Annotated in this window: 17 protein-coding genes; 8 read left to right on the plus strand and 9 right to left on the minus strand. The window is 70.1% G+C overall.

The features are described from left to right. Positions 1–45: 45 nt before the first annotated feature. The 6 genes from N5D62_RS01025 to N5D62_RS01050 form a co-directional block, all read right to left on the minus strand. Positions 46–993 carry a CysB family HTH-type transcriptional regulator gene (locus tag N5D62_RS01025; RefSeq protein ID WP_279755485.1) on the minus strand — a complete coding sequence of 316 codons (948 nt, stop codon included), beginning with the start codon at positions 991–993 and terminating at the stop codon, positions 46–48. A gap of 205 nt (positions 994–1,198) precedes the next feature. After that, positions 1,199–2,122 (minus strand): CysB family HTH-type transcriptional regulator, encoded by a 924-nt coding sequence (locus N5D62_RS01030; protein ID WP_279755486.1) that lies wholly within the window; start codon positions 2,120–2,122, stop codon positions 1,199–1,201. A gap of 85 nt (positions 2,123–2,207) precedes the next feature. Then, the gene (locus N5D62_RS01035) at positions 2,208–3,281 is read right to left on the minus strand and encodes a sulfate ABC transporter ATP-binding protein (RefSeq protein ID WP_279755487.1); all 1,074 of its coding nucleotides are present in this window, start codon (positions 3,279–3,281) and stop codon (positions 2,208–2,210) included. After that, the gene (gene cysW / locus N5D62_RS01040) at positions 3,278–4,168 is read right to left on the minus strand and encodes a sulfate ABC transporter permease subunit CysW (RefSeq protein ID WP_279755488.1); all 891 of its coding nucleotides are present in this window, start codon (positions 4,166–4,168) and stop codon (positions 3,278–3,280) included. The genes N5D62_RS01035 and cysW overlap by 4 nt, the downstream gene beginning before the upstream one ends. Position 4,169: 1 nt before the next feature. Then, positions 4,170–5,051: a sulfate ABC transporter permease subunit CysT gene (cysT, locus tag N5D62_RS01045; RefSeq protein WP_279755489.1), complete on the minus strand. Its 882-nt coding sequence runs from the start codon at positions 5,049–5,051 to the stop codon at positions 4,170–4,172. 81 nt (positions 5,052–5,132) lie between these two features. After that, positions 5,133–6,119, minus strand: coding sequence for a sulfate ABC transporter substrate-binding protein (locus tag N5D62_RS01050; RefSeq protein WP_279755607.1), 987 nt, complete (start codon positions 6,117–6,119; stop codon positions 5,133–5,135). Positions 6,120–6,420: 301 nt separating this feature from the next. Here N5D62_RS01050 and N5D62_RS01055 point away from each other — a divergent pair, with 301 nt between their 5' ends. Further along, positions 6,421–6,924, plus strand: a complete 504-nt coding sequence (locus tag N5D62_RS01055) for a GAF domain-containing protein (protein WP_279755490.1) — start codon at positions 6,421–6,423, stop codon at positions 6,922–6,924. Beyond that, positions 6,921–7,319, plus strand: coding sequence for a response regulator (locus N5D62_RS01060; protein ID WP_279755491.1), 399 nt, complete (start codon positions 6,921–6,923; stop codon positions 7,317–7,319). The genes N5D62_RS01055 and N5D62_RS01060 overlap by 4 nt, the downstream gene beginning before the upstream one ends. Positions 7,320–7,369: 50 nt before the next feature. Here the strand turns inward: N5D62_RS01060 and N5D62_RS01065 are convergent, their stop codons facing one another. Beyond that, positions 7,370–8,182 (minus strand): glycosyl transferase, encoded by an 813-nt coding sequence (locus N5D62_RS01065; RefSeq protein WP_279755493.1) that lies wholly within the window; start codon positions 8,180–8,182, stop codon positions 7,370–7,372. Positions 8,183–8,410: 228 nt separating this feature from the next. Between N5D62_RS01065 and N5D62_RS01070 the strand changes: the two genes are divergently transcribed. The 4 genes from N5D62_RS01070 to N5D62_RS01085 are packed head-to-tail and all read left to right on the plus strand — an operon-like array spanning position 8,411 to position 12,175. Next, positions 8,411–9,364, plus strand: a complete 954-nt coding sequence (locus N5D62_RS01070) for a TauD/TfdA family dioxygenase (RefSeq protein WP_279755494.1) — start codon at positions 8,411–8,413, stop codon at positions 9,362–9,364. A gap of 44 nt (positions 9,365–9,408) precedes the next feature. Beyond that, positions 9,409–10,395 carry an ABC transporter substrate-binding protein gene (locus N5D62_RS01075; RefSeq protein WP_279755608.1) on the plus strand — a complete coding sequence of 329 codons (987 nt, stop codon included), beginning with the start codon at positions 9,409–9,411 and terminating at the stop codon, positions 10,393–10,395. Positions 10,396–10,397: 2 nt separating this feature from the next. Further along, positions 10,398–11,246: an ABC transporter ATP-binding protein gene (locus N5D62_RS01080; RefSeq protein WP_279755495.1), complete on the plus strand. Its 849-nt coding sequence runs from the start codon at positions 10,398–10,400 to the stop codon at positions 11,244–11,246. Beyond that, complete coding sequence (locus N5D62_RS01085; protein ID WP_279755496.1) at positions 11,243–12,175, plus strand: ABC transporter permease; 933 nt, start codon at positions 11,243–11,245, stop codon at positions 12,173–12,175. The genes N5D62_RS01080 and N5D62_RS01085 overlap by 4 nt, the downstream gene beginning before the upstream one ends. Here N5D62_RS01085 and N5D62_RS01090 read toward each other — a convergent pair. Continuing rightward, the gene (locus tag N5D62_RS01090) at positions 12,150–12,584 is read right to left on the minus strand and encodes a type II toxin-antitoxin system VapC family toxin (protein ID WP_279755498.1); all 435 of its coding nucleotides are present in this window, start codon (positions 12,582–12,584) and stop codon (positions 12,150–12,152) included. The two genes, N5D62_RS01085 and N5D62_RS01090, sit on opposite strands and share 26 nt — an antisense overlap. Further along, complete coding sequence (locus tag N5D62_RS01095) at positions 12,581–12,784, minus strand: type II toxin-antitoxin system VapB family antitoxin (protein WP_279755499.1); 204 nt, start codon at positions 12,782–12,784, stop codon at positions 12,581–12,583. The genes N5D62_RS01090 and N5D62_RS01095 overlap by 4 nt, the downstream gene beginning before the upstream one ends. Positions 12,785–13,265: 481 nt before the next feature. Between N5D62_RS01095 and N5D62_RS01100 the strand changes: the two genes are divergently transcribed. Together N5D62_RS01100 and N5D62_RS01105 are read left to right on the plus strand one after the other, a co-directional pair. Continuing rightward, complete coding sequence (locus N5D62_RS01100; protein ID WP_279755609.1) at positions 13,266–14,615, plus strand: pyridoxal-phosphate dependent enzyme; 1,350 nt, start codon at positions 13,266–13,268, stop codon at positions 14,613–14,615. After that, complete coding sequence (locus N5D62_RS01105; protein WP_279755500.1) at positions 14,612–15,814, plus strand: PLP-dependent aspartate aminotransferase family protein; 1,203 nt, start codon at positions 14,612–14,614, stop codon at positions 15,812–15,814. The genes N5D62_RS01100 and N5D62_RS01105 overlap by 4 nt, the downstream gene beginning before the upstream one ends. The last annotated feature ends 212 nt before the right edge of the window (positions 15,815–16,026 follow it).

The following is a 16,026-nucleotide window of genomic DNA, read 5'->3' on the forward strand; positions in this document are numbered from 1 at the left end:
CGGCACCCCCGCGGTCGACGACGTCGTCGTCGTCGATGGCCCGACTCAGTCCGAGCCGCCGGGCGCCACGCGCGCCTGCTCGACCAGGTCGCGCGTGAGCGGCGGCGCGAAGGTCTCGATGAACGCGTAGACGTAGTCGCGCAGGTAGGCGTCGCGCCGCACCGCCAGCCGCGTCAGGTTGTCGGCGAAGAGATGGCGCGCGTCGATCGCGCGCAGGTGGCGGTCGCGCTCCTCGTCGTAGGCGATCGCCGCGACGATGCCCACGCCCAGGCCCAGCTCGACGTAGGTCTTGATCACGTCCGCGTCCATCGCGACCAGCACCACGTCGAGATCCAGCCCCGCCTTGGCGAACGCGTCGTCGATGTGCGAGCGGCCGGTGTAGCCGGTCTCGTAGGTGATGACCGGGAACTGCGCCAGCCGCTCCAGCGTCAGCGGCGTGCCGGCGTTGGCCTCGGCCTCCAGCGGATGGCCAGGCGGCACCAGCACCGTGTGGGTCCAGCGGTAGCACGGCAGCGTCAGCAGCTGCGGATGCAGCGCGAGCGCCTCGGTGGCGATGCCGATGTCGGCTTCGCCGTCGATCAGCAGCCGCGCGACCTGCTGCGGCGAGCCCTGCGTGAACTGCAGGCTGACCTCGGGGTGCGAGTCGCGGAAGTCGCGCACCGCCGGCGGCAGCGCGTAGCGCGCCTGGCTGTGCGTGGCGGCGATGCGCAGGTGGCCGCTGTCGGCGCGGGCGAAGTCCTCGCCGGCGCGGCGCAGGTTCTCGGCCTCGCGCAGCAGCCGCTCGACGATCGGCATCACGTTGCGGCCCGGCTCGGTCAGGCCGGTCAGGCGCTTGCCGGCGCGCACGAAGATGTCGATGCCGAGCTCGTCCTCGAGCTCGCGGATCTGCCGGCTCACGCCGGGCTGCGAGGTGTGCAGCGCCTGCGCCACCTCGGTCAGGTTGAAGTTGCGGCGCTGGGCCTCGCGGACGGATCGGAGCTGTTGGAAGTTCATCGTCGGGGGGCTGAGGCCCGCCGCGCGGCGGCGACAGGCTCATGGATTTGCTTATGCGGATTGATTATTCGAATCCGCGCCCGCGATGTCCTCCAACAAATATCGATAAGCAATCCCGCGGCCGGCGCATGTGCAAACCACGCGCGGCGCGATGCCGCGCCGCCCTCGGCCCGCGCGCGTCGCGCGGCCGACGAGCCCTCGCCTGTCAGGCGTCCGGGTCCATCGCCTCGCGCACCGCGTCCTCGGTGAGCTCGGCCACGCACTCCTGCAGGAAGCGATAGGCGAAGCCCCGCAGGTAGTGGCCGCGCTTGAGCGCGATGCGCGTGGTGTTCGGCGGGAACAGGTGGCTCGCGTCGATCAGGCGCAGGCCCGCGTCGCGCGTCGGCTCGAAGGCCATCGCCGCGATCACGCCGACGCCCAGGCCCACCTGCACGTAGGTCTTGATCACGTCCGCGTCCAGCGCCGACATCACCAGGTCCGGCGCCAGTCCCGCGGCGGCGAAGCTCGCGTCGATGCGCGCTCGCCCGGTGTAGCCCTCGTGGTACGTGATCAGCGGCTGCTCGGCCAGCGCGTCCAGCGTCAGCGGCTGCGTCGTCAGCGGATGGCCCTCGGGCACGACGACGGCGTGCCGCCATTCGTAGAACGGGAAGGTGACGAAGGCGTCGTCCTTGCCGAGCGCCTCGGTGGCGATGCCGATGTCGGCCTCGCCGGACTGCAGCAGCGAGACGATCTCCGACGGGCTGCCCTGGTGCAGCACCAGGTGGACCCGCGGATAGGCCGCCTTGAAGCGCGCCACCACCTGCGGCAGCGCGTAGCGCGCCTGCGTGTGCGTGGTCGCGATCGTCAGCTGGCCCTGGTCCGCGCTGCTGAACTGCTGCGCCAGCCGCTTGATGTTGCGCACGTCCTGCAGCATCCGGTCGACGACGACCGCCAGCTCCTTGCCCGGCTCGGTCAGCCCGAGCAGCCGCTTGCCGCGGCGCTGGAAGAGCTCGACGCCGAGCTCGTCCTCCAGGTCCTTGATGTGCTTGCTGACACCCGACTGCGACGTGAACAGCGCCGCCGCCACCTCGGTCAGGTTGAAGTTCTGCTGCACCGCCTCCCGGACGATGCGCAACTGTTGCAGGTTCATGTGGGCATCCCCATCGTCAATCTCCGCGCGGGGCCGCTGGGCCCGCCCCTCGAGGGGCTGGCGAAGCCGGTAGGGGTGGTTCTTGTCAGGCCGCCTGGTCGATGCCGAACAGGCTCAGGCGCGAGGCCTGCAGCCGCACCTGCTGGCCGGCTGCGAGTTGCAGCGCCTCGGCCTGCTCGCGGCTGAGCTCGGCTTCCAGGTGCTCGCCCTGCGCGCCGCGCAGCTCGACGCGCGCGGCGGCGCCGAAGGCCAGCACGCGTTCGACGGTGGCCGGCAGCCCCGGCGCGTCCTGCGTCGGGATGATGGTCAGCTCATGCGGACGCGCGTAGGCCTGCACCAGGCCGTGCGAGGCGCCTTCGATCGTCGCCGCGGCGCCCTGCGCCAGCGTCTGGTCGCCGACGCGCACGATGCCACTGTCGACGCGGCCCTCGAAGCGGTTGACCGCGCCGAGGAAGCCGTAGACGAAAGGCGTCGCCGGACGCTGGTAGACCTCGGTCGGCGAGCCGACCTGCTCCACGCGGCCGTGGTCCATCAGCACGACGCGATCGGCGACTTCCAGCGCCTCTTCCTGGTCGTGGGTGACGAAGATGCTGGTGATGTGCAGCTCGTCGTGCAGCCGGCGCAGCCAGCGGCGCAGCTCCTTGCGGACCTTGGCGTCGAGCGCGCCGAAGGGCTCGTCCAACAGCAGCACCCGCGGCTCCACCGCCAGCGCGCGGGCCAGCGCGATGCGCTGGCGCTGGCCGCCGGAGAGCTGCGGCGGATAGCGGTCGGCCAGCCAGTCCAGCTGCACCAGCTGCAGCAGCTCGTGCACCTTGCGCTTGATCTCCGATTCGGACGGGCGCTGCTTGCGCGGCTTGACCCGCAGGCCGAAGGCGACGTTGTCGAACACCGTCATGTGGCGGAACAGCGCGTAGTGCTGGAACACGAAACCGACCTCGCGCTCGCGCACGTGCGTGTCCGACGCGTCGGCGCCGTCCAGCAGCACCTGGCCGCGGTCGGCGGTCTCCAGCCCCGCGATGATGCGCAGCAGCGTCGTCTTGCCGCAGCCCGACGGGCCCAGCAGCGCGGTCAGCTCGCCGGTGGGGAAGTCCAGGCTGACGTCGCCCAGCGCGGTGAAGCTGCCGAAGGACTTGTGGATGTTGCGGACCTGGATGCTCATGCTTCTTCCTTCACGATGCTGCGCGTCGCTTGCCACTCGATGAACTGCTTCAGGCCGAGCGTGACCAGCGCCAGCAGCGCCAGCAGCGAGGCCACCGCGAAGGCGGCGGCGAACTGATATTCGTTGTAGAGGATCTCGACCTGCAGCGGCAGCGTGTTGGTCTGGCCGCGGATGTGACCCGAGACCACCGACACCGCGCCGAATTCGCCGAAGGCGCGCGCGTTGCACAGGATCACGCCGTAGAGCAGGCCCCACTTGATGTTGGGCAGCGTCACATGCCAGAAGGTGCGGAAGCCGCTGGCGCCGAGCACGGTGGCGGCCTCTTCCTCGTCGCGGCCTTGGGCCTGCATCAGCGGGATCAGCTCGCGCGCGACGAAGGGGAAGGTCACGAACACGGTGGCCAGCACGATGCCGGGCACGGCGAAGATGATCTTGATGTCGTGCTCGGCCAGCCAGGGGCCGAACCAGCCCTGCGCGCCGAAGATCAGCACGTAGATCAGGCCCGCGACCACCGGCGACACCGAGAACGGCAGGTCGATCAGCGTGATCAGCAGCTGCTTGCCGCGGAAGTCGTGCTTGGTGATGGCCCAGGCGGCGCTGACGCCGAAGACGATGTTCAGCGGCACCGAGATCGCCGCGGCCAGCAGCGTCAGCTTGATCGCGGAGACGGCGTCGGGCTCGATGAGCGAGGCCAGGTAGGTGTCCCAGCCCTTGCGCAGCGCCTCGGTGAAGACCGCGGCGAGCGGCATCAGCAGGAACAGCGCGAAGAACCCGAGGCCCAGCGTCAGCAGCGTCCAGCGCACCCAGCGCTTTTCCGCGGTGGCGGGGTTGCCCTGGTAGTGGCCGGCGCCGCGGGCGCGGCCGAGGGAAGCGGCGGATCCGGCCATCTCAGCGCCTCCCGTCCAGACCGTTGCGGCGCAGGCTCCAGGCCTGCAGGCCGTTGATGCCCAGCAGCAGCAGGAACGAGAACACCAGCATCACCACCGCGATCGCGGTGGCGCCGACGTAGTCGTACTGCTCGAGCTTGGTGATGATCATCAGCGGGGTGATCTCGCTGACCATCGGCATGTTGCCGGCGATGAAGATCACCGAGCCGTACTCGCCGACCGCGCGCGCGAAGGCCAGCGCGAAGCCGGTCAGCAGCGCCGGCGTCAGCATCGGCAGCACCACCAGGCGGAAGGCTTGCCAGCGGTGCGCGCCCAGCGAGGCGGCGGCTTCCTCCAGCTCGGTGTCCAGGTCCTCGAGCACCGGCTGCACCGTGCGCACGACGAAAGGCAGTCCGATGAAGATCAGCGCCACCAGCACGCCCAGCGGCGTGAACGCCACCTTGATGCCCAGCGGCTCCAGCCACTTGCCCATCCAGCCGTTGGGCGCGTACAGCGCGGTCAGCGCGATGCCGGCCACCGCGGTGGGCAGCGCGAAGGGCAGGTCGATCAGCGCGTCCACCAGCTTCTTGCCGAAGAAGTCGTAGCGCACCAGCGACCAGGCCAGGATGAAGCCGAAGATCACGTTGATGAACGCGCCCAGCAGCGCCGCGCCGAAGCTCAGCCGGTACGAGGCCAGCACGCGCGGCGAGGTCGCCGCGGCCCAGAAGGCCTCGGCGCCGTGGCCGGCGGACTTCAGGAACACCGCGCACAGCGGGATCAGCACCAGCAGCGACAGGTAGAAGAGCGTGAAGCCCAGCGTCGGCGCGAAGCCGGGCAGCACGCGGCGTCGCTTGCGGGCGGGCGCCGGGGCGGCCTGCGCGGCGGGGAGCACGGCGGTGTTCATTCGGGTCGGGGGGCGTGAAAGTCGGCGGGAATCGGGTCGGCGCAGCCTAGCAGCGCCGCCGGGGGCGGCGCATCGGCATCTTCAGCGGCGGGCGGCCATGATCTGGTCGTAGGTGCCGCCGTCGGCGAAGTGCGTCTTGCCGACCTTGGCCCAGCCGCCCAGCGTCTGGTCGACGCTGAACAGCTTGATCGGCGCGAAGCGCTTCTCGTGCTTCTTGAAGACCGCCGCGTCGCGCGGGCGGAAGTTGTTCTGGGCGATGATTTCCTGGCCTTCCGGCGTCCACAGGAAGTCCAGGTAGGCCTTGGCCAGCGCGGCCGAGCCCTTCTTGGCGACCACCTTGTCGACCACCGCCACCGGGGCGTCGGCCTCGATGGAGATGCTGGGCGCGACGACCTCGAAGTTGCCCTTGCCGAACTCGTTCTCGATCAGCTCGGCCTCGGACTCGAAGGTCAGCAGCACGTCGCCGATGCCACGCTGGGTGAAGGTGGTGGTGGCGCCGCGGCCGCCGCCGTCCAGCACCGGCACGTTGGCCAGCACCTTGGTGACGAAGTCCTTGGCCTGCGCGTCCGTGCCGCCCTTGGCGACGACGCTGCCCCAGGCGGCCAGGTAGCCGTAGCGGCCGTTGCCGGTGACCTTGGGGTTGGGAATGATCACCGAGACGCCGGGACGGGCCAGGTCGGCCCAGTCCTTGATGCCCTTCGGATTGCCCTTGCGGACCAGGAACAGCATCGTCGAGCTGTACGGCGCGGCGCCGTTGGGGAACTTGGTGCGCCAGTCGGCGCCGGTCAGGCCCTTCTCGGCCAGCGTGTCGACGTCGGTGGCCTGGTTCATCGTGACCACGTCCGCCTCCAGGCCGCCGATCACCGAGCCGATCTGCTTGGACGAGCCGCCGTGCGACTGGTTCACCGTGACGGTCTGGCCGGTCTTGGCCTTGTAGGCGGCGACGAAGGCGGGGTTGACCTGCTTGTAGAGCTCGCGCGCCACGTCGTACGAGACGTTCAGCAGCGTCGCCTGCTGCGCCGAGGCCAGTACCGGCATGCCCAGCAGCGGGACCGCGGCGGCCAGCATCAGCGCCTGGCGGCGGGAGACGGAGAACAGGGAGCGGGTCGTGGAAGCGGCGTTCTTGGACATGGCAGGCAGGGCAAGCAGGCGGGGGCCGGCGACGTTGGGGTCGGGCTGCGCAGCTTGCCAACAAGTCCTTATTCCAGGAACGATTGTTTGAGCATTTGCTTATTTCGCATAACGCATATGCAAAGAACGGGAACCGATGTCCGGCGCAGGACCACGCTCCCTCCGAAGGGCGGGCCGGGTGGCGAGCCGGGAGCAACTCCGCTAGGCTGCATCGGATCGAGTGGGAGGACCCGCGTCCATGATGACCGCCCAGATTCCCGGGAACGAGGCTGAACGGATCCAGGCGCTGCGCGAGCTGCTGATCCTGGACACGCCGCCGGAAGAGCGCTTCGACCGCATCGTCGAGTTCGCCGCCGAGGAGTTCGGCGTGCCGATCGCCTTGATCAGCCTGGTCGACGACCACCGCCAGTGGTTCAAGGCGCGCTTCGGCCTGGCGGTCTGCGAGACCGGCCGCGACGTCAGCTTCTGCGGGCACGCGATCCACGTCTCCGAGGTGATGGTGGTGAACGACGCGACGCAGGATCCGCGCTTCGCCGACAACCCGATGGTGCTGGGGCCGCCGCACATCCGCTTCTACGCGGGCGCGCCGCTGGAGGTGCGCCCCGGCGTGCGCATCGGCACGCTGTGCCTGATCGACCGCCGCCGCCGCGCGCTGGACGACACCGACCTGGCCATCCTGATGAGCCTGCGCGACCTGGTGGTGTCGGAACTGGTGGCCGACGTCGAGGAGCCCCGCGCATGACCGCCGCGACCCACCCCCAGCTGCTGCTGGTCGATCCGCATTCGTTGTTCCGGCGCACCGTCGCGATGGTCGCGCGCCAGCTGCAGATCGCCGAGGTCCACGAGTCCAGCAGCCTCGAGGCGGCGCACCGGCTGCTCGAGCACCAGCCGATGGACGGCCTGCTGCTGGACATCGGCCAGGGGCTGGACGCGCTGGCGCTGCTGCAGAGCGTGCGCGCCGGGGCGCTGCGCTGCCCGGCCGGCACGCCGGTGGCGCTGACGGCCGAGGCCTGCGACCTGTCCACCGCGCAGCTCTACAAGGAGCTCAACGTGCGGCGGATCATGCTCAAGCCGTTCAAGGTGAAGACGGCGCTGGAAGTGATCCAGGACCTGGCGCGGCCAGGCGTGCCGCAGTAGCGACGACCCTCAACCCTCCGGGCCCGCTCCCGCAAGCGGGAGCAGCGGGGTTACTCCACCCAGTGCTGGGCGACCCAGGCGGGCGGCAGCACGAAGCTGCGCAGGTGGCGCCAGCGGTGCTTGACGCCGCCGGCGAAGGCCGCGCGGAAGTGGTCCCAGGGCTTCTCGTGCGGCGGATCCTCGGTGTTCCAGCGGCCCAGCATCACGTCGGCCGGGTTCGGGCCGCCGGGGAAGGTCACGATGCGCGCGCCGGCCGGCAGCCGGGCGGTGCGGAAGTAGCGCAGCGGGAACGGCGGCAGGCAGTGCAGCCGGAAATGGCGCGTCCACAGGTGCGGCCAGAACTTGATGCCGCCGGGCACCGACGCGGTCACCCAGTGCTGCTCGAAGCCATGCTTGTCGGCCACGGCCTGCGGGTTGGCGCGGAATTTCTCGATGATGTGCGGGTACTTGCCGACCGGGAAGCGGAACACCGAGGTCTGGCCCAGGCGCTGCATCGGCTTGGCCCAGTTGCGGGCCAGGATCACGTCGTCGGGGTTGCCGTAGCTGAAGTAGCCGTCGATGTTGTCGACGATCACCGAGTCCAGGTCCACGAACAGCACCGGGCCGGACAGCCCGGTCTTCTCGCCCATGTCGGCGCTCCACATGACCAGCTTGCGCCACTTGCCCATCGACCGCTTGGGCCATTCGCAGCCCAGCTCGGGCAGGTCGTAGGCGTCGACCTCGGGGCGCAGGCCCTCGGCGTTGTCGGTCAGGCAGACCAGGCGGAAATCGCCGGTGATGTGCCGCCGCAGCATGCCGTACAGGCGGTTGACGTATTCAGGGCCGTAGGCGGTTCCCCACTTCACGCAGATCACTTGTTTCATTGGGGCTCCCGCTCCTTATTCGTTGTCCCTGCTTCCGATAGGGAAGGGCGTCACTATACGCAGGTGTGTGTAACTGAATTGCAAACAAGGCTATCCCCTGGGTGAGGAGCGGCGCGCAAGGCCGGATGGGCGAATGGCGGATGAACGGCCGGGATATGCGGAAAGCCTGCTAGGACATGCCAGGAGCTTCGTTCCGGCCTGCCAAGCCGCTGCCTAGAGTCGGCCGCCATGACCACCCTCGCCGCGCCCTCCTCCGCCTCGCCGTCCGCCGCGCCCGTCGTTCCCGTCGCGTCGTTCTCGGCCGCCCTGTCCGACGACGCCCCGCCGCAGGACTTCGAGATCCGCGCCTTCGACGCGCCGCTGGGCGCCGAGGTGCTGGGCCTCGATCTCGCCCGGCCGCTGGACGACCGGGACTTCGCCCGGCTGCACCGGGCGCACCTCGACCACCACGTGCTGGTGTTCCGCGACCAGCGCATCACCCCGGCCCAGCACATCGCGTTCAGCCGGCGCTGGGGCCCGCTGCAGATCCACGTGCTGCGCAACTTCCAGCTGCCCGGCCATCCGGAGATCCTGCAGGTCTCCAACGTTCGCGACGCCGAAGGCCGGCCGGTCGGCCTGGGCGACGCGGGCCAGTACTGGCATTCGGACCTCTCCTACAAGGAGCGCCCCAGCCTCGGCTCGCTGCTGCATGCGCAGGAGCTGCCGGCCGAGGGCGGCGACACGCTGTTCGCCAACCAACACCTGGCCTATGACGGCCTGCCGCTGGCGCTGAAGACGGCGATCGCCGGCAAGCGCGCCGAGCACAGCTACCTGGCCCGCTATGAGGAACTGCGCGCGCGCAACCCCTGGCGGCCGGCGCTGACGCCGGCGCAGATCGCCGAGGTGGCGCCGGTGTCGCAGCCGGTGGTGCGCACGCACCCGGAGACCGGGCGCCGCGCGCTGTTCGTCAGCGAGCACTTCACGACGCGCCTCCTGGACGTGCCCGAGGACGAAAGCCGCGACCTGCTCGCCCAGCTGTTCGAGCACTCGAGCCGCAAGAGCATCGTCTACCGCCACCGCTGGCTGCCGCACGACCTGGTGTTCTGGGACAACCGCTCGCTGCTGCACCTGGCCGCCGGCTGCCCGGAGCACCTGCGCCGCCACCTCCACCGCACCACCATCGAAGGCGACGTCCCCGCATGAAGCTCCTTGCTCACCCCACCCGGCGTTCCACGATCCAGGCGCTGATGAGCGGCGCGCTGGCCGGCGCCCTGGCGCTGTCGGCGCTGCCCGCCCGCGCCGAAGGCCGGATCCGCATCGCCGAGCAATTCGGCATCGTCTACCTGCTGCTCAACGTCGCGCAGGACCAGCAGCTGATCGAGAAACACGGCAAGGCCGCCGGCGTCGACATCCAGGTCGACCGCGTGCAGCTCTCCGGCGGCCCGGCGATCAACGAGGCGCTGCTGTCCGGCAGCATCGACATCGCCGGCGCGGGCGTCGGTCCGCTGCTGACGCTGTGGGACAAGACGCAGGGCCGCCAGAACGTGCGCGGCATCGCCTCGCTGGGCAACTTCCCCTATTACCTGACGAGCAGCAATCCGGCGGTCAAGACGATCGACGACTTCGGCGACAAGGACCGCATCGCGCTGCCGGCGGTGGGCGTGTCGGTGCAGTCGCGGATCCTGCAGCTGGCCTCGGCCAAGCGCTGGGGCGACGCGCAGTTCAACAAGCTCGACCGCCTGCAGGTCGCCCTGCCGCATCCCGAGGCGACCGCGGCACTGATCAAGGGCGGCACCGAGATCAACGCGCACTTCGGCAATCCGCCGTTCCAGGAACAGGGGCTGGCCGCCAACCCGAACGTGCACATCGTGCTCAACAGCTACGAGGTGCTGGGCGGGCCGGCGTCGGCGACGGTGCTGTACACGACCGAGAAGTTCCGGCGCGACAACCCGAAGACCTACCAGGCGTTCATCGGCGCGCTGGCGGAGGCGGCCGACTTCATCGCGAAGAACCCGGAGCGCGCGGCCGACATCTACATCCGCAACGAGAACTCCAAGGTGCCCAAGGAGCTGCTGCTGAAGGTGATCAGGAACCCGGAGGTGCAGTTCAAGATCACGCCGCAGAACACCTACGCGCTGGCGGCCTTCATGCACCGGATCGGCGCGATCAAGAACAAGCCGGCGTCGGCGCGGGATTACTTCTTCGACGACCCGCACAACGCGGGCGGGAGCTGAGCATGAGCGCGGTGCTGGAGCGGCTTGACGCGCAGGACACCGTGCCGGCCGCCGAGGCCTGCCTGGCCTGCGAGGGGGTGGATGCCCGGGTCGACGCGTCGCGGGTGCGGTTGCGGGTGGACGGCGTCAGCCTCGACTACCGCGGCGAGCGCGGCATCGTGCGCGCCACCCACCGGGTCGGCTTCGACGTGCTGCCGGCCGAGCGTTTCGTGCTGCTGGGCGCGTCGGGTTGCGGCAAGTCGTCGCTGCTGAAGGCGGTGGGCGGCTTCGTCGCGCCGGCGGAGGGCCGGATCCTCGTCGACGGCGTGCCGGTCAGCGGGCCGGGACCGGACCGCATCGCGGTGTTCCAGGAATTCGACCAGCTGCCGCCGTGGAAGACGGTGCTGGAGAACGTGGCTTTCCCGCAGGTTGCGTCGGGCTCGGCGCCGCGCCAGGAGGCGCTGGAGCGGGCGCGCGACTGGCTGGCGCGCGTGGGCCTGGCCGACTTCGCGTCGGCGTATCCGCACCAGCTGTCGGGCGGCATGAAGCAGCGCGTGGCGGTCGCGCGGGCGCTGGCGATGAAGCCGCGGGTGCTGCTGATGGACGAGCCCTTCGCGGCGCTCGACGCGCTGACGCGCCGGCGCATGCAGGACGAGTTGCTCGCGCTGTGGGAGCAGGAGCGCTTCACGCTGCTGTTCGTGACGCATTCGATCGAGGAAGCCTTGCTGGTGGGTCACCGGGTGCTGGTGCTGTCGCCGCATCCCGGCCGGGTGCGCGCCGAGCTGAATGCGCAAGGCCTGACGGCGGCGCAGCGCGCGGCGCAGGCACAGCGAATCGAACGGTTGCTGTTCGGCGAGGAGCGTGCCGCATGACCGTCACCGCGCTGCCGACGGCGCGGCCGCTGGAGCCGCCGCGGAATGGCGGTCCGTCGAGCGCCCTGCCGCTTGCCCCGCCGCCGCGTGAGGAGCGGGAGATCGCGCTCCCGGACTACGTGCCGCCCGAGGCCGCCTCGTCATCGCCGTGGCGTCGCGCGCTGGACTCGAGCGCCTGGCGCCAGGCGGCGTTGCTCGCGCTGCTGGCGGCGTCGTGGGAAACCGCCGCCCGGCTGGCTGACAACGACCTGCTGCTGCCCACCTTCGGCGCCGCGGCGCGGGCGCTGTGGGAAGGCCTGGCGGGCGGCGAGCTGCTGCTCCGGGCCGGCCTGTCGCTGAAGCTGCTGCTGCAGGGCTACGCGCTGGGCGTCGTGCTGGCGTTGGGGCTGACGGCGCTGGCGACCTCGTCGCGCTGGGGCCGGGACCTGCTGTCGAGCCTGACGGCGATGTTCAATCCGCTGCCGGCGATCGCGCTGCTGCCGCTGGCGCTGCTGTGGTTCGGGCTCGGCGCGGGGAGCCTGGTGTTCGTGCTCGTGCACGCGGTGCTGTGGCCGCTGGCGCTGGCGGCGTCGGCGGGCTTCGCGTCGGTGCCGGAGACGCTGCGGATGGCCGGCCGGAACTACGGCCTGACGGGACCGCGCTACGTCGCGCAGATCCTGCTGCCGGCGGCGCTGCCGTCGATCCTGTCGGGGCTGCGCGTGGGCTGGGCTTTCGCGTGGCGGACCCTGATCGCGGCGGAGCTGTTCTTCGGCGCCTCGTCGGGCCAGGGCGGGCTGGGCTGGTACATCTTCCAGAACCGCAATGAACTGCAGACCGATCGCGTCTTCGCCGGCCTGGCGCTGGTGATCCTGATCGGCTGGCTGGTCGAGCGGCTGGTCTTCAGCACCATCGAACGCGCGACGGTCAGGCGGTGGGGCATGCAGCGGTGAGCGCGGCGGGCGCCGGCCGAGCCCCTCTTGGCGGTGCCTCGACATACGCGACACCGAGTCGTCCGGCCAACGCCGCCAGTCGCCTGTCGGCTGCCCAGAGTTGTGCCCCCGGGGTCTTGAGGGTCGACATCAACAGCGAGAGGTCGACCAGTCCGCAACCCTTGCCGAAGATGCGCTGCTCCTCGATCAGATCGATGACCTCATCGACGTCGACAGGAGCGCTCAGTTCCAGATCCTCCAATGTGGCGAGCGCCGTGGCACGTGGCTCCGGCAGTGAGCCGCAGCGGAGCTCGCCAAGGATCATGGGATGAGCGAGGATCACGTCCAACTCGAGGAGCGCCAACAGCGATGGGTTGTGGCGACGGAAGTGGTCGATCCAGACGGAGGTGTCCACGACGACTTTCATCATTGCAGCGCTTCCTCGTCCGCTGGATCTTGGCGGCGGCGCGGAATGTCCGGCAAGTGGGGCGCGATGCCGCCCATGGCCGCGAGGCGCAGCTGGGCCTGGCGGGCGATGAACCAGCGCAACGCCGTATTGATGAGTTGCTCGCGACTCATCGGCTCGTCCGCCACCTCGAGGGCGCGTTGATAGAGGGCTTCGTTGACCATGACCGTCCTGTGGATGCGGTGGGAGGGGCGACAGATTGATCCTCGACACGCGGGTCGTCATTGACCCGTATCGATGCCGATCCCGTCGACGCCCACCGACTCCAGTCGTCGCGACCCCAAAAACAAACGCCCCGGCCGAAGCCGGGGCGCTGCTCGCATCGGATGACAAGGTTCAGTTCATGGCTGGGTCTTGAGGTCCCTCGTGCTAGACGACATGGACGAAGGGTAGGCCGCCCCCCGCGTCGCGGGAACGAATCGAAGCGGATAAGCTGCTGCGGCAACCGCGCTTGAGACTCTCCCTCGCCCGCCACCGCGGCGATAAGCTGCGCGGTTTGCCCGGCGCCGGCGCCATCCTTGCCGCGCCCGGGTCCGAGACCCACATCCCACCAGGATCGAAGGAGCGCGCATGAGTGCCACGGAGACGACTTCCACCGCCACCACCGCCGTCAACACCCCCCCGCGGTGGCCCGACCGCCCCGCCGTGCTGGACCTCATCGGCAACACGCCGCTGGTCCCCGTCAACCGGCTCGACACCGGCCCCTGCCAGCTGTTCCTCAAGCTCGAGTCGCAGAACCCCGGCGGCTCGATCAAGGACCGCATCGGCCTGTCGATGATCGAGGCCGCCGAACGCGACGGCCTGCTGCCGCCCGGCGGCACCGTCGTCGAGGCCACCGCCGGCAACACCGGCCTGGGCCTGGCGCTCGTCGCGCGCGCCAAGGGCTACCGCGTCGTGCTCGTCGTGCCCGACAAGATGTCCGCCGAGAAGGTGCTGCAGCTCAAGGCGCTCGGCGCCGAGGTGCACATCACCCGCTCCGACGTCGGCAAGGGCCATCCCGACTACTACCAGGACCGCGCCGCGCGCCTGGTGCAGGACCTGCCCGGCGCCTGGTACGCCGACCAGTTCAACAACCCCAACAACCCGCTCGCCCACGAGACCACCACCGGCCCCGAGATCTGGCAGCAGGTCGGCCACCGCGTCGACGCGCTGGTCTGCGGCGTCGGCTCCGGCGGCACGCTGACCGGGCTGTCGCGCTTCTTCGCCAAGGTGCGCCCGGGCCTGGACCTGGTGCTCGCCGATCCGGCCGGCTCCATCCTCAAGGACTTCGTCGAGAAGGGCAGCTACGGCGAGGCCGGCTCCTGGGCCGTCGAGGGCATCGGCGAGGACTTCGTGCCGCCGATCGCCGACCTCAGTGGCGTGCGCCACGCCTACGCGATCACCGACGAGGAAAGCTTCTCCACCGCCCGCGACCTCTACCGCGCCGAAGGCATCCTGGCGGGCTCGTCCACCGGCACGCTGCTGGCCGCGGCGCTGAAGTACTGCCGCGCGCAGACCACGCCCAAGCGCGTCGTCACCTTCGTCTGCGACACCGGCACCCGCTACCTGTCCAAGGTCTACAACGACCCGTGGATGTTCGACCAGGGCCTGCTCAAGCGCGCCACCAAGGGCGACCTGCGCGACCTGATCGCGCGCCGCGCCGAGGACGGCGCCGTCATCAGCGTCAGCCCCGACGACACGCTCGCCACCGCCTTCTCCCGCATGCGCCAGGCCGAGGTCTCGCAGCTGCCGGTGCTCAAGGACGGCAAGCTCGCCGGGCTGCTGGACGAGTCCGACCTGCTGGCCCAGATGCACATGGACGCGCGCCACTTCAAGGACAGCGTGGACAGCGCGATGAGTCATGATGTGCAGACCCTGCCTCCGGGCGCGCCGCTGTCCGAGCTGATCGCGCAGCTGCGCAAGGGCCTGGTGGCCGTGATCGCCGACGATCGCGGCTTCTACGGCCTCGTCACCCGATTCGACCTGTTGAACCACTTGCGAAAGGGCTTGTCATGAGCCAGTCCCCGAACAACGACAACCACCCCGACGACGCCGACCTGCGCTTCGACACGCGCGCGATCCACGGCGGCCAGCATCCCGACCCGCTGACCGGCGCGGTGATGCCGCCGATCTACGCGACCTCGACCTACCGCCAGCAGAGCCCCGGCGTGCACCAGGGCTACGAGTACGGCCGCACCCACAACCCGACGCGCCAGGCCTATGAGCGCGCGATCGCCAGCCTGGAAGGCGGCGTGCAGGGCTACGCCTTCTCGTCGGGCCTGGCCGCGATGGCCACGGTGCTGGACACGCTGGACGCGGGCTCGCACATCGTCGCGGGCGACGACCTCTACGGCGGCAGCTACCGGCTGTTCGAGCGCGTGCGCAAGCGCAGCGCCAACCTGCAGGTCACCTACGTCGACAGCAGCGACGCCGAGAACGTCCGCGCCGCGCTGCGTCCCGAGACCAAGATGATCTGGATCGAGACGCCCAGCAACCCGCTGCTGAAGCTGACCGACCTGGCCGCCGTCGCCAAGATCGCGCGCGAGCACGGCGCGCTCGCCATCGCCGACAACACCTTCGCCAGCCCGTGGTCGCAACGGCCGCTGGAACTGGGCTTCGACGCGGTGATGCATTCGGCCACCAAGTACCTGAACGGCCACAGCGACGTGATCTCGGGCGTGGTCGTCGTCGGCGGCGAGCCGCGCCAGGCGGCGCTGCGCGAGCAGCTCGAGTTCCTGCACAACGCCGTCGGCTCGATCGCCGGGCCCTTCGACAGCTTCCTCGCGCTGCGCGGCCTGAAGACGCTGGCGCTGCGCATGGCGCGCCACAACGAGAGCGCGCTGGAACTGGCCCGCTGGCTCGAGGCGCAGCCCAAGGTGCGCCGCGTCCACTACCCGGGCCTGGAAAGCCATCCGCAGCTCGCGCTGGCCCAGCGCCAGATGCGCGGCGGCGGCGGAATGATCAGCGTGCAGCTCGACACCGACCTGGCCGGCGCGCGCCGCTTCCTGGAACGCGTGAAGATCTTCTCGCTGGCCGAGAGCCTGGGCGGCGTCGAGAGCCTGATCTCGCTGCCCGCGCTGATGACGCATGCGTCGATCCCGGTGGAGACGCGGGCGCGGCTGGGCATCACCGATTCGCTGGTCCGGATCTCGGCCGGCATCGAGGACGTCGAGGACCTGCGCGACGACCTGAAGGCGGGCCTGGCCGCGATCTGATCCGACCCGCCGGACGAACCGGAGTCGCTCCGGATCGAACGCGCCGCGACCGGGAGGTCGGCGGCGCGTTCTGCTTTTCCGAACCGCTTTCCGCACAAGAAACGAAGTGACTCGTGAAGAATGCGTGAAGATGTGCGCGCCAAACGCGCGGCGAACCGAACCGGCAGGGGCATGGACTGCACCCGGACCGGTCGACTCGCTGTCGAAAAAAC

Origin of the sequence: Mitsuaria sp. GD03876, from assembly GCF_029840635.1 — a bacterium.
GTDB lineage: Bacteria > Pseudomonadota > Gammaproteobacteria > Burkholderiales > Burkholderiaceae_C > Roseateles.

What these genes read in the sequence shown, in the direction of transcription:
- N5D62_RS01025 (WP_279755485.1), bottom strand. Translation starts at nt 993, where the DNA reads ATGAACTTCCAACAGCTCCGATCCGTCCGCGAGGCCCAGCGCCGCAAC.
- N5D62_RS01030 (WP_279755486.1), bottom strand. Translation starts at nt 2,122, where the DNA reads ATGAACCTGCAACAGTTGCGCATCGTCCGGGAGGCGGTGCAGCAGAAC.
- N5D62_RS01035 (WP_279755487.1), bottom strand. Translation starts at nt 3,281, where the DNA reads ATGAGCATCCAGGTCCGCAACATCCACAAGTCCTTCGGCAGCTTCACC.
- cysW (WP_279755488.1), bottom strand. Translation starts at nt 4,168, where the DNA reads ATGGCCGGATCCGCCGCTTCCCTCGGCCGCGCCCGCGGCGCCGGCCAC.
- cysT (WP_279755489.1), bottom strand. Translation starts at nt 5,051, where the DNA reads ATGAACACCGCCGTGCTCCCCGCCGCGCAGGCCGCCCCGGCGCCCGCC.
- N5D62_RS01050 (WP_279755607.1), bottom strand. Translation starts at nt 6,119, where the DNA reads ATGCTGGCCGCCGCGGTCCCGCTGCTGGGCATGCCGGTACTGGCCTCG.
- N5D62_RS01055 (WP_279755490.1), top strand. Translation starts at nt 6,421, where the DNA reads ATGATGACCGCCCAGATTCCCGGGAACGAGGCTGAACGGATCCAGGCG.
- N5D62_RS01060 (WP_279755491.1), top strand. Translation starts at nt 6,921, where the DNA reads ATGACCGCCGCGACCCACCCCCAGCTGCTGCTGGTCGATCCGCATTCG.
- N5D62_RS01065 (WP_279755493.1), bottom strand. Translation starts at nt 8,182, where the DNA reads ATGAAACAAGTGATCTGCGTGAAGTGGGGAACCGCCTACGGCCCTGAA.
- N5D62_RS01070 (WP_279755494.1), top strand. Translation starts at nt 8,411, where the DNA reads ATGACCACCCTCGCCGCGCCCTCCTCCGCCTCGCCGTCCGCCGCGCCC.
- N5D62_RS01075 (WP_279755608.1), top strand. Translation starts at nt 9,409, where the DNA reads ATGAGCGGCGCGCTGGCCGGCGCCCTGGCGCTGTCGGCGCTGCCCGCC.
- N5D62_RS01080 (WP_279755495.1), top strand. Translation starts at nt 10,398, where the DNA reads ATGAGCGCGGTGCTGGAGCGGCTTGACGCGCAGGACACCGTGCCGGCC.
- N5D62_RS01085 (WP_279755496.1), top strand. Translation starts at nt 11,243, where the DNA reads ATGACCGTCACCGCGCTGCCGACGGCGCGGCCGCTGGAGCCGCCGCGG.
- N5D62_RS01090 (WP_279755498.1), bottom strand. Translation starts at nt 12,584, where the DNA reads ATGATGAAAGTCGTCGTGGACACCTCCGTCTGGATCGACCACTTCCGT.
- N5D62_RS01095 (WP_279755499.1), bottom strand. Translation starts at nt 12,784, where the DNA reads ATGGTCAACGAAGCCCTCTATCAACGCGCCCTCGAGGTGGCGGACGAG.
- N5D62_RS01105 (WP_279755500.1), top strand. Translation starts at nt 14,612, where the DNA reads ATGAGCCAGTCCCCGAACAACGACAACCACCCCGACGACGCCGACCTG.